The sequence below is a fragment of the Defluviitoga sp. genome, assembly GCF_035349255.1.
Classification (GTDB): Bacteria; Thermotogota; Thermotogae; order Petrotogales; family Petrotogaceae; genus Defluviitoga.
On sequence record NZ_DAOPSE010000004.1, the window covers coordinates 38,176 to 50,858 of the forward strand.

The 12,683-nt window shown below is 30.7% G+C and carries 12 protein-coding genes; all 12 read left to right on the plus strand.

Annotated elements, in window-relative coordinates; all coding sequences use genetic code 11:
- Nucleotides 1-8: 8 nt before the first annotated feature.
- The 12 genes from flhA to mnmE all read left to right on the plus strand — a co-directional run bounded on the left by flhA (nucleotide 9) and on the right by mnmE (nucleotide 12,578).
- Entirely contained in the window at nucleotides 9-2,096 is a 2,088-nt protein-coding gene (flhA, locus tag PKN74_RS02120; protein ID WP_472308124.1) for a flagellar biosynthesis protein FlhA, read from the plus strand.
- A gap of 12 nt (nucleotides 2,097-2,108) precedes the next feature.
- On the plus strand, nucleotides 2,109-3,434 hold the full coding sequence (gene flhF / locus PKN74_RS02125) for a flagellar biosynthesis protein FlhF (RefSeq protein WP_472308126.1): 1,326 nt from the start codon (nucleotides 2,109-2,111) through the stop codon (nucleotides 3,432-3,434).
- Nucleotides 3,431-4,288 (plus strand): P-loop NTPase, encoded by an 858-nt coding sequence (locus PKN74_RS02130; RefSeq protein ID WP_472308128.1) that lies wholly within the window; start codon nucleotides 3,431-3,433, stop codon nucleotides 4,286-4,288. Before flhF ends, PKN74_RS02130 begins: the two co-directional genes overlap by 4 nt.
- Before the next feature lie 15 nt (nucleotides 4,289-4,303).
- The gene (locus PKN74_RS02135; RefSeq protein WP_472308130.1) at nucleotides 4,304-5,008 is read left to right on the plus strand and encodes a flagellar brake protein; all 705 of its coding nucleotides are present in this window, start codon (nucleotides 4,304-4,306) and stop codon (nucleotides 5,006-5,008) included.
- 58 nt (nucleotides 5,009-5,066) lie between these two features.
- Nucleotides 5,067-5,690, plus strand: a complete 624-nt coding sequence (cheC, locus tag PKN74_RS02140; protein WP_472308132.1) for a CheY-P phosphatase CheC — start codon at nucleotides 5,067-5,069, stop codon at nucleotides 5,688-5,690.
- A complete protein-coding gene (gene cheD, locus PKN74_RS02145; protein ID WP_472308134.1) occupies nucleotides 5,691-6,176 on the plus strand; it encodes a chemoreceptor glutamine deamidase/glutamate methylesterase CheD in 486 nt (161 codons plus the stop codon).
- 12 nt (nucleotides 6,177-6,188) lie between these two features.
- A complete protein-coding gene (locus tag PKN74_RS02150; protein WP_472308136.1) occupies nucleotides 6,189-6,878 on the plus strand; it encodes a FliA/WhiG family RNA polymerase sigma factor in 690 nt (229 codons plus the stop codon).
- Between the two features lie 7 nt (nucleotides 6,879-6,885).
- Nucleotides 6,886-7,203 carry a hypothetical protein gene (locus PKN74_RS02155; RefSeq protein WP_472308138.1) on the plus strand — a complete coding sequence of 106 codons (318 nt, stop codon included), beginning with the start codon at nucleotides 6,886-6,888 and terminating at the stop codon, nucleotides 7,201-7,203.
- Nucleotides 7,204-7,229: 26 nt separating this feature from the next.
- The gene (locus PKN74_RS02160) at nucleotides 7,230-7,727 is read left to right on the plus strand and encodes a hypothetical protein (protein WP_472308140.1); all 498 of its coding nucleotides are present in this window, start codon (nucleotides 7,230-7,232) and stop codon (nucleotides 7,725-7,727) included.
- The gene (locus PKN74_RS02165) at nucleotides 7,706-8,086 is read left to right on the plus strand and encodes a hypothetical protein (RefSeq protein WP_472308142.1); all 381 of its coding nucleotides are present in this window, start codon (nucleotides 7,706-7,708) and stop codon (nucleotides 8,084-8,086) included. Before PKN74_RS02160 ends, PKN74_RS02165 begins: the two co-directional genes overlap by 22 nt.
- 199 nt (nucleotides 8,087-8,285) lie before the next feature.
- Nucleotides 8,286-11,207, plus strand: coding sequence for a DEAD/DEAH box helicase (locus PKN74_RS02170; protein WP_472308144.1), 2,922 nt, complete (start codon nucleotides 8,286-8,288; stop codon nucleotides 11,205-11,207).
- 15 nt (nucleotides 11,208-11,222) lie between these two features.
- Complete coding sequence (gene mnmE / locus PKN74_RS02175; protein ID WP_472308146.1) at nucleotides 11,223-12,578, plus strand: tRNA uridine-5-carboxymethylaminomethyl(34) synthesis GTPase MnmE; 1,356 nt, start codon at nucleotides 11,223-11,225, stop codon at nucleotides 12,576-12,578.
- Nucleotides 12,579-12,683 lie beyond the last annotated feature (105 nt).

Here is a 12,683-nt window from a genome sequence, read left to right on the forward strand (position 1 = left end):
CGATTAAAATGAACTTCAAATTAAAAGGTTTGGATATTGTTATATCGATATTAATAGTTGGAATAGTAATTTTAATGGTTATACCTATTCCAGCTTTTCTGCTTGATTTTTTGCAACTTCTTAATATAACTTTGTCAATAATAATATTACTTGCAACATTATATATAAAAAGAGCTTTGGATATTTCTATTTTTCCTTCTCTTCTACTTATAACTACTCTTTTTAGATTAGCTTTAAATGTATCGTCGACCAGATTGATTCTTTTAGAAGGAAAAAATTTTGAAGGGAAAGTTGTAAAGACCTTTGGAGATTTTGTTGTTGGAGGAAATTATATAATCGGATTAATAATCTTCTTGGTTTTAATTATCATTCAATTTCTTGTAATCACTAAAGGTACAGAAAGAATCGCTGAGGTCGCGGCTAGATTCACATTAGACGCAATGCCAGGTAAGCAAATGAGTATAGATGCTGATCTTTCTGCTGGATTAATTAGTGAAGAAGAAGCTAGACAAAGAAGAGAAGATATAAGAAGAGAAGCTGATTTCTATGGTGCGATGGATGGAGCCAGTAAGTTCGTTAGAGGTGATGCGATAGCCGGACTCATTATAACTCTAATTGATTTAGTTGGCGGAATCTTAATAGGTGTTTTGCAGCAAGGACTAGATTTTGGAGAGGCTGCTCAATTATTTGCGTTACTAACTATAGGAGATGGACTGGTCGCTCAGATTCCTGCCCTTTTAATTTCAACTTCTGCAGGTATGATTGTTTCAAGGACAGCATCTAAAGACAATTTCGGTAAAGATTTACTTGAACAGCTTACTAGTGATTACAGAGTATTGAGTATTACTGGAGGAATTATACTTTTTCTAGGAATTTTCACCCCGTTACCTTTTTTCCCATCCTTAGTTTTAGGAGGAGGTTTGCTTTATTTGGGTTATTCAACTAGAAAAACTCAGAAAATGCATTTAGAATACCAAGCTGTGGGACAAGTTGGACCTGTTGAACCTAAATATCCTCAAAGGGGTGTCCCTTTTACTCCTCCTTTGACAACACCAGAAGAAGTTTCAGAGATTATTCAAGGTGATACAATTGAGGTAGATATTGGTTATGGTTTAATACCTCTAGCAGATCCTAACCAAGGAGGAGATTTACTAGACCGAATTACAATAGTTAGAAAACAAATAGCTTATGAACTTGGTATAATTATCCCTCCAGTAAGAATTAGAGACAGCGTACTGTTAAGTTCTAACGAATATGTTATTAAACTAAAAGGGGTAGAAGTAGGACGATTTGAATTAATGCCTGATAGGTTGTTGGCTATTGATTCTGGAATGGCTATGGAGGATCTTCCTGGAATCAAAACTAAGGAACCGTCTTTCGGTTTAACAGCATACTGGATAGATGAAAGTTTAAAGGATGAAGCAATCGAAAAAGGTTATACTACAGTTGATGCACCTAGTGTTTTTGCTACACATCTTTCAGAGACAATAAAAAAATATGCTCATGAAATTGTAGGAATAAAAGAGTTAGAAATCATGGTTGATGGATTAAGAGTCAATTATGCGACACTTGTAGACACTCTCATTCCAACTATGTTAAAAATGCATGAGTTGAAAAACGTTATAAACGGATTGTTGTATGAAAAGGTTTCAGTAAGAAATTTGCCTTTGATTTTTGAAAGCCTTATCGAAGCTGTAGACAAATACGGAAATAATATTGAAAAATTGATCGAACAGGTCAGAATAGATTTAGGGCGACAAATTGTGGAGAGTTTGAAATCCGATGATGGTCAATTACATGTAGTGGCTCTTGATCCAAGTGTAGAAAAGAAGATTGCAGAATCGATAGTTGAAAGAAATTCAGAAAGAGTATTAGCTCTAGAGCCTGAATATTCAAATGTTTTAGTAGGTAAAATAGCTAAAGCTTTAGAGAATGCGATGATGAAGGGATATAACCCTGTTATAATATGTTCAAAAAGTATTCGGTATCCTTTTTCTAGATTTATTTTGAAATATATTCAAAATATTAGTATAATTGCCTATGAAGAGGTGCCTTATGAAACTCCTTTAAGCGTTGAAGAAATTGTGGAAATTTAGGGGGAAAGATAAATGTTAATTAAAAAGTATACCGTAAAAACAATTTCAGAAGCAATGGAAAAAATCAGGGAAGAATTCGGTGAAGACGCTTATATATTGGATACAAGAAAGGTTAAAAAAGGTGGTTTCTTTGGAATAGGTGGAGAAAAATATTTAGAAGTAACGGTTTTAAGTGATAATAAAAAACAAGACCATAAAAAAGACGTCCAAAAAAGTGCTTTAAAAACGGAAAACTTCAATACCTATACTTTAAAAGATTTAATCTCGAAAAATTCTACAAAAGATTCAAACCGCAATGATCAATTTGCTAGTTTTAGTAATCTAACAAAAGAAACCACCAGACCTACAAAAATCGAAAGTAATGCAGAGTTTCTGAAATTAGTAGAAGAAAATAGAAAACTATCTTCTCAAATGGATAAAGATGCTGATGCTTTTTATAATAAAAAAAGTAGTTATGATATAGATCAGATAACAGACTCGAAAATTGGGATAACAGACAGCATCAAACTAAATGAACTGAAAAAAGCGGTAGACAAATTAAATAAAAAACTGGAAATAAGTAATATTTATCTTCAAGAACTCAAAGAAGAATTGTATAAAAATTCTTATTCCAAAGATTTCATAGATAGTCTTATATCAGAAATTGAAGATTTGCCAATTAATGAAAATTGGCGAAAGGATGAAAATTTAAAAGTTAAGTTTGAAAGAAAAATATCAGAATGTATAAAACTAGCGAATTTTAAAGAAATGAAAGGGAAAATAGTTTTTACAGGACCAACAGGAGTTGGAAAAACTACAACTTTGGCCAAAATTGCAGCGAAATTCGTTAGAGAACGCTCTAAAATAGCGTTTGTAACCATTGATACATATAGAATTGCAGCTACTGATCAATTGAAAATATACGCAGATATTTTGGGTGTTCCTCTCTTTATTTGCTATACCCCTCAAGATTTAAAAATTACTGTAGAATCATTATTAAATTATGATACTGTTTTAATAGATACAGCCGGAAGAAGCCATAAAAATAATCTCCAAATGGGAGAATTGAAGATATTTATTGATTCTATAAAACCTGATTATAAAATTATGCTTGTTTCAGCCAATTCAAACCCCCAAGAGATGATAAATATCTTCGACAGTTTTTCTATCATCCAGCTAAATTGTTTAATATTTACAAAGATAGACGAAGTAACCACTTTTGGACAATTGTTTTCTTTTTTAGAGTATTCAAATTTACCTTTAATTGGAATCACTGATGGTCAGAGAGTTCCTGAAGACTTAAAGTTTCCAGATAAAGAGTGGTTTGTAAGTAAAGCAATGCGGGAGGTATTTGAATGAGCTATTTATTTAACGATCAAGCAAATAGTTTAAGGGAAGAATTTGTTAGCAATGAAACAAAAATAATTTCCGTCGTAAGTGGTAAAGGAGGGGTTGGGAAATCTATTTTTTCTGTTAACGTAGCTGCGTTGTTAGCCTCTTATGATAAAAAAGTTCTTCTTTTTGATTCAGACGCAGGATTTGCTAATGCTTCCATCCTTTTAGGTAGTACTATACAACACACACTTAGTGATTATATGAAAGGAACGATAACTTTTAAAGAATGTATTCAAGACACGATGCACGGAGTCAAGATAGTTAGCACCGGATTTGATTATTCGGATTGGAAGATTTTTCAAAACAATTTTGATGGTTCTATTTTGAATGAATTTTTAGTTGAAACAAGGGATACAGACTATCTTATCATAGATGTAGGAGCAGGATACTCTGAAAAACTCAACAATTTTTACTTAAATTCTGACAAAATATTTATAATTACAGCTCCAGAACCAACAGCTGTAGTAAATGCTTATTCCTTGTTAAAAGCATTATCATATTTAGGAGTAAACTCTGAAATAGAGATAGTTTTAAATATGACAAAAAATAAGGAAGAACTAGATAACATAAAATATGCGTTATCTAGTACTGTAAAAAAATTTTTGAATAAAGATATAAATAGCTTTTATGAACTATCGTACGATCCAAATGTTCCTTTAAGTGTAAAAGCTCAAATTCCTGTTGTTATAATGAAAAAAGATAGTAAATTTTCAAAAGATATAAAGAAAATTGTTGATAACATTTTGAATCTTGAAGTTTCACAGAAGGAAAGTAGTTTTGCAAAGAGAATTAAGAAGCTTTTCGGTTTAGAGAGTTAATTATGGAGTGAAAAAATGAGTGAATATATAGAAAAGGTTTTAGCTAAAAATGTTTTGTATACTAATATGCCTTTGGATTTGGAAATAGAGGAGAAAGGTATTAAAGGAATATACAAAAGTATATTATACGAACACAATGAAAATTTAAATTTAGCTAAAATAGGGATACCTATTTATAAAGGAGCTTATGTAAAGATCCCAGTCGGTGTTCCTTTGTCTATTAAAGCTTATTCAAAGAACATTCTTTATTTATTCAAAAGTTCCGTGCATAGTTTAGGTAAAGAAGGAAATGTAAGATTTTTAATAGTTAGCGTTCCTAAAGAAATTTATAGAGTTCAAAGGCGTCACTATGTCAGAATACCTTTATGTGAAGAAGGTTTTTTTTATTTGAAAGAGGAATTCGAGTCAGAAAATAATGAAAAAACCAAAAAGGTAGAAAAACATCGTTTTGTAACAAAGGATTTCAGTGCTGGAGGCGCTGCTATAGTAACAAAGAAAAACCTTTTGGTCGGAGATAAAATATTAATAAACATAAATTTAAAAGATGAACTTTCACTGAAAAATGTTGAGGCAGAAATTGTAAGAGAAATAGGCCAAACACAGCTTGGAGACAATATATACGGAATTAAGTTTTTAGGAATTACTCCTGATTTAGAAAAAGAATTAGTTAGGTTTGTTTTTAAATGGGAAATTGCTAATGTAAAAAACAATAGAGATTAATATATGGAAGTTTTCATACTAAATATGTACAAACAAAATTTACAAAAGGGGGGATAAAGTGTCAATTTTTGATAAGATAGATGACCAAAAATTAGATGTTTTAAAAGAATTAGGAAATATTGGAGCTGGGAATGCAGCTACCTCTATTTCAATGATGTTAGGTAAGAAGGTTAAAATTACAGTGCCGTCAGCTGAAGTCATTCCTGTGTCAGATTTATGGAAAAAATTTAAAGATCCCGAAAATATTGCAGCTGGCTCAATGGTCGAAATAGAAGGTGAAATAAAAGGAGCTTTACTGTTTTTATTGGGAGCGGAAGAAACTAAATCAGTAATTGAATTATTAATGCTTCCAAGGCCAAATGATTTGACTAATATGGATGAACTCACTACTTCTGCAATTGGAGAAATTGCTAATATCATGTGTAGTTCGTATATTACAGCTTTATCAAATTTTACAGGATTAAACGTACATTCAATGCCTCCAAAAGTTGTAGTAGATATGTTGTCAGCTATAGTCTCTGAAACATCTTTGATAACAACAAATGGAGGAGACTATGTCATCTTGATTCAAACAGATATTTTGGTAGAAGATATTGAAGATAAGGTTAAAGGTTATTTAATCTATATCTCTGACGAAGTAAACACCGAAAAAATATTGGAAAGTTTGGGGATGAAATTTTAGATGGAGAGTAAAAAGGTTATAGGAATTGGAGAATATGCTGTAGATAAAAATCCAGCTGTATTAATAACTTTAGGCCTCGGATCCTGCGTTGCTGCTTGTATAAGAGACAAAAGTAAGGGAATCGGAGGACTTGTCCATGTAATGCTACCTGAAAGTAGAGGAGAAAGAGAAAGGATAGGTAAGTATGCTGACACTGGCATAAAAGCTGTTGTAGATGAAATTATAAATATGGGCGGAGATATAAGAAACTTAGAAGCTAAAATAGCAGGCGGCGCTTCTATGTTTAAAAATTCTAAAACAACTTTTGAGATAGGAGTTAAAAACGTTGAAGCTGTGAAAAAGAATTTAAAAGAATTAGGTGTAAAGCTAGTTGCGGAAGATACTGGAGGTTCAAGAGCTCGTAGCGTTGAATTTGACATTGCCACAGGTGAACTACGGGTACGGAAAGTTGGTGGAGGAGAAAAAGTAGAAATAGTAGTCATTTAAGGAGAAGGAATAATGAAGTATAATTTTGATGAAGAACAATTAGTTTTAGATTATTTACCGAAAATAAAGTATATGGCTCTAAATTTAAAAAGTACTCTTCCAAAAAATGTTGAATTAGACGATCTTATTCAAGAAGGAATAATAGGCTTACTACAATCATACAGAAAATTTGATCCAAAAAAAGGGGCTTCTTTTAACACATATGCAACGAAAAGAATAAAAGGTGCAATGATTGATTATTTACGTAAAATAGATTGGCTTCCAAAAGAAACTAGATCGCTTATCAAGAAATATGAAGATTTAGTATATGAATGTGGGGAAGACGAATATTTAGACGATAAAATGATAGCAGAGAAACTGAATATCGATGAAAATGATGTGGACAAGATAAAATTTTCAATTGCGAAAAGGCAGATTCTTCAACTAGATGGTTACTTTTTTGATAATGACGAAGGAAATTGGTATGTTGAGAAAGATGAAAGTAATGACCCAGAAGTTATAGCTTACAAAGAAATCTTTAAAGAGAAATTAAAAAGTTGTATTGAGCAATTACCTCAGAGAGAGCAGCTTATTTTGTCCTTATATTACGATGATAATTTAACTTTTAGAGAAATTGGAGAAATTCTAGAAATAAGTGAATCAAGGGTTTCACAAATACATAGTCAAATTCTTATTAAACTTAAGAAAATGATTGAAGAGTAAATGTTGGGTGGCGATAGAAATGCCTTCAAGCCATGAAATCCAAATTTTATTAACAAAGTCTGTTAATGTAGCTGAAAATGTTCAAGCTATTTCACAGTCTTATGATTCAGCTAAAAATTTATTATTGGTTAAACAAGCTACTGAATACTCCCAAACTTTGCATCGTAAAGTGAAAAATAAAGATAGAGCTGAAAAAAAATATCTAAACAACGATTTATCAAGAAGAGCTACTTTTTCTCAAAGAAATGTTAAGGACGATTCAGATAATGAGTCAGTCTTTAAAATTGATGATTACAGAGGAAAAATTTTAGATTTAAGATTGTAAATATGTAAATAAAAAGGGTGAAAAAAATGGTAGGTTACTTTTCTCTTTATGTTTCGAGTGATGAAAAATATGCAGGAGGATTACTTATTATAAATGAAAATGGAATTCCTGTGTCCTTTAAGTATACAGAACCGTTCAAGCCTTCAGAAATCCAAAAAATTATATACGGAGATAATTTAAAAAATTATCTAGCTTATGAAATACTCAGAAGTGAGGAGCTTTTTAATCCATATGACGTTGATTTGGTTTTCACAGATGATCAGGAACTCATAAACTATGTTGATACAGACAAGATTTTAGTATACATAGTTGAGTTAAGTTATAACAAAGGTTTCGAAGTAAAAGAAAAAGAAGGCGTAATTCCATTAAGAGATAATAAGAGTTTAAAATTTTACGCTTCAAAAGTTATCGATTCCAATGCTTTGAAAAAAATCAAGTTTTATGTTGACAAATACAATATTTTTGAACCTTTTAAGCGTTTGAAAGAGGCGTTGATTTATATATGCACAATGAACGAAAGTTAAACATCCATATTATCGATACAAATACAAAAATACATTTTCATGAGGTTAAGTTAAAAAAAATTGATAGCGAAATATTAAGATTTACCATAAATTTCAAAGATACAAAAAGCTTTGAGAAAATAAAAGAAATCCCTCCTTTGAAAAAGGAGATTTTTTTTGTAGAAGGTTTTGATGTTTCCTGGATAAACAACAATTTTAAAAGAATTATAACAGAAAATTCTATTTTATTTGGTATAACTATATGTAGTAAAAAGATTGCTAACACTTCTACACTTATTCATATTGAGAATATACGGATTAGACCAATAATAAATACGACAAAAAAGATAGAGTTAAAGATAAATGAAATCAATTACTAAAATATCAAAAAATATTTATGTGTAGGGGAATTGAAGGCAAGCGGCTATAAGGAGGGTAACTCTTCTTCGTTAATCAAAACATATAATATGTAATTCACAAAAATAAGATCTTATAAAGTTTTGAAGTGAGTAGCTACTCTAAACTCAAGTTAGAATTTAAAAGAAGTAAAAGGTGCAAGATTTAGGAGGTATTTAAATAGTGGTTTCAACCGAATTGTTTAGCTTTATAGAATCGTTAAAAAAAGTAAATAAGCAAGTTTTAATAATAATTCCAGAAAATTATTATTATGGATTAGATGAAGTAGAGAATTGCTTATTTTATCCTGATTTTGATATATTCCCTTTTGAGAATTTAGATGTATCGGCTAACATTAAAGCCCAAAGAATAAAAGTTCTTTATTCTTTAGCTAAAAACAAAAAAGTCACAATTTTAACTACTTTAAGTGCATTATCTCGATTTACTGTTCCCAAAAAAGATTTTATAATAAAGAAGTATAAAATTGGAGAGAAACTTGATTTATCCAGTGATGAAATATATAAATTAGGATACATTCTATCTGAAGAAGTGAATTCGCCAGGAGATTATGCTAAAAGAGGTTTCGTTAGAGATATTTATATTCCCTTGTATGAAGAACCGGTGAGAATAGAACTTTTTGACACAGAAATAGATAGAGTAACTTTATTTGATATATATTCTCAAAGGTCGATTAAGAGTTTAAAGGAATTTGAAATAGTACCAGGTTCAGAGATACAAAAATATGATGAAAATATAGATCTTTTTGTAGAAAGAATGTCGCGATATGTATTAGAAACAAAACAAAACAGCATTTCGATGGATAATCTCAATTCCATTCCTTCTTTTTTTTATAAAGATAAAAATAGCATCTTGAGTTATTTAGATAAAGATTGTGAAATTTACATTGTGAACAAAGAAGAAGTAATCAAATCATTTGTTGAAAAAGAAAGAGAAAACTTCGAAATGTGTGACAATGAGCTAAAAAGGAAAATCTATAAAACTTTTTCTGGTCATACTTTAGAGATTTTAAATAAAATCAATTACAAAGAAGCTGAGCTAAAATTAGAAAAAATATACTTTAAAAAAACTAAAAAAGAAGATAACAGGATCGATTACATACCTCTTTTAGACTGGGAAGATCTTAAAGAGGGCGACTTAGTCGTTCATGAAGATTATGGAATTGGCATATATCTTGGAGTAAACAAAGTTGAAACTGCAATGGGATTGCGTGAATATATTACTTTAGAATATGCAAATAATGCAAAAGTTTACGTTCCAGTTGGAAGACTAGATAAACTTTCAAAATATATAGGTGACTCGTCAAGCGTAACTATTTCTTCCTTAAACGGTAAAAAATGGAAGTCAACTAAGAAAAAAGTAGACGATCAAATAAGAAGAAAAATAAAAGAACTTCTTCAGATATATGCAGTGAGAGAAAATCAAAAAGGCATTCAATTATTTGGAGATAAAGAGTTAGAAGAGAAATTTAGAGAAAGTTTTCCATATATCGAAACTCCTGACCAAGAAAAAAGTATTGCTGAGGTACTAGCAGATCTAGCAAGCCCACGACCAATGGATAGGTTGTTGGCAGGAGACTCTGGATTTGGAAAAACTGAAGTAGCTATGAGGGCAGCTTTTAGAACAGTTGTATCTAATTATCAAGTTTTATTGCTTGCTCCAACTACTATACTAGCCACTCAACACTATGAAAGTTTTAAAGAAAGAATGGAACCTTTTGGTTTAAAAATAGAATTGGCAACCAGGCATAAAACTCCTAAGGAAAAAGATATAATTTTTGATAAAATAAAAAAAGGAGAAATAGATATAATAATAGGCACACATGCCTTGTTATCTGACTCATTACAAATAAAAAGATTGGGTTTAGTAATAATAGACGAAGAACAAAGGTTTGGTGTCCTCCAAAAGGAAAAATTCAAGAAGTTAAGTGAAGGGGTAAATTTCTTAATGATGAGTGCTACTCCAATTCCTCGAACATTATATATGTCTATAAGTGGCCTTAGAGAAATTTCAACTATTTCTACCCCCCCTTTGGGAAGATTACCTATCCAAACATACGTTGGCGAATATTCTGATAAATTGGTTCGTACAGCAGTTTTGAGGGAAAAGGCTAGAGGTGGACAAACTATTTATATTCACAACAGGATTCAGGAACTTGAGTCCATTTACAAAAATTTACAAAAACTTATTCCAGAAGTTAAGATAGGAGTAGTGCATGGAAGTTCACATAAAAAAGATTTTATAAAAACTATGAATGATTTTTATTCTGGCAAGATAGATTTACTACTTTCCACAACTATCTTAGAAAATGGAATAGATATACCAAACGTGAATACTTTAATAGTGGATGATTCAGAAAGATACGGTATTGCTCAGTTATACCAGTTAAAAGGAAGAGTAGGAAGATCAAACAAAAGAGCATTTGCTTACTTTTTATATAAAAAGGAACTTACTCTAGAAGCTAAGAAAAGATTAGAAGCTATAAAACAATATAACGAGCCTGGAAGTGGACTAAAACTGTCATTAAGGGATATGGAAATAAGAGGGTATGGAGATCTATTAGGGTTAGAACAAAAAGGCCATATAAACACTGTTGGATTACATCTATATAAAGAAATGCTCAATAGGGCTCTCGTTGAGTACGGTATAAAAGATGTTGAAGAACATTTCAAGCCACAAACTTATACAGAGATTAAAGGAATAAAAGGTTCACTTGTTATCCCAGAAGAGTATATACCAAATTCAATCGAACGAATGCGAATTTATAGAAGAATTGCTGTAGCAAAAACTCCTGAAGAGGTTGAAGATATAAAAGTAGAAGTAAGGGATCGTTATGGAAAACTTCCTAATGAAGTCGAAAAATTGTTCAAATATGCGATAATTAGAGTCAAGGCAAATATGGAAGGTATAAGAGAAATAGAAATAGGAGACTCGTTTATCACATTTAAATTTTTAGAAGACGTAAAACCTACAGTGGAAAAATACAATAAACATTCAAGAAGAGCTTTTTATTACCCAAATAGCAATGAATTGATTGCTTATGGACCGAAAGACGATATCGAATATATGGAAAATATTTTTTCTTAAGAGGTGAATCGATTAATGTATGATACAATTGCCGCTATTTCGACTCCACTAGGGATGGGAGCTATAGGAGTTGTAAGAGTTTCGGGAAAAGAAGTAGCGAATATAATAAACAAAAGCTTAAAAAAGAATAAATATAAGCCCAAAAAAATGTATTATGGATGGGTATACGATGAGGATCAAATAGTAGATGAAATCACTTGGGTGTTCCACAAACAACCCAATTCGTATACAGGAGAAGATATGTTAGAAATTTTTTGCCATGGTGGAAAATTAGTTACATATAATGTTTTAAAAACGGTAATAAAGTCAGGAGCACGTCAAGCACTCCCTGGAGAATTTTCAAAAAGAGCTGTATTGAATGGAAAAATGGATTTAATTAAAGCAGAAGCAATAAATAGTTTAATTAAATCAGAAACGCCTTTTTCCCTAAATGCAACATTGAAATTATTAAAAGATAATCAGCTTTCTGAAGCAATCGAAGAACTTAAAAGACTATTGATGAACATGGCAGCCGAGATAGAAGTAGAATTGGATTATCCTGATGAAGTAGAAATTAATTCGTCAGATTTAAAAGAAAAGATTTTATACATTATGAAAAAAATTGATAAAATATTAACTGAAGCAGATAATGGAATTATTGCTGTTGAAGGAGTTAAAACTGTCATTGTTGGAAAACCAAATTCTGGTAAGAGTACACTTTTAAATGCTTTGTTGAAGAAAGATAGGGCTATTGTTACTGAAATTCCAGGTACCACAAGAGACACAATAGAGGAGAATTTGAACATCAACGGCATTTTGTTAAAACTCATTGATACAGCAGGAATTAGGCGTACAGAAGATAAGATAGAAAAAATAGGAATTGAAAGAACTTTAAATGCAATCGATGAATCTGATTTAATTCTGTTTATTTTAGATGGAACTACTCCTTTTGATTATGAAGATGAATTGATTTATAGCAAAATAAAAGATTTAAAAAATAAAACTGTTATAATAGTTCTCAACAAATCAGATTCGGAAAATTTTAAATTAAGCAATTGTCCTACTAAACTTTTTGAAAAAAAGTACGATATTGTCACTATTTCGGCAAAAAATAGGGAAATAAAATCCTTGGAAGATAAAATTTATGAACTATACTTTGAAAAGGTTAATATTGAAGAACCAACTTTAACTAATATGAGACAAAAAAATACTTTAGAAATGTCAAAGCTTTATCTATTAAAAGCGCTCAATTCATTAGAGAGCGGTTTTCCAAACGACGTGGCAATGATTGATATAAGAAAAGCATTAGAAAAGATCTATGAGCTAACGGGAGAAAATTATACAGAAGAATTACTCAACACGATATTCTCAAATTTTTGTGTAGGAAAATAGTAAATATATTAAAACAAGCGAACGAGAGTTACTGAAAGTAAAAGATAATAAATATTACAAAGACAGAAATGTTTGATTAATTCAATTGTTTTTATTTCATTTCTT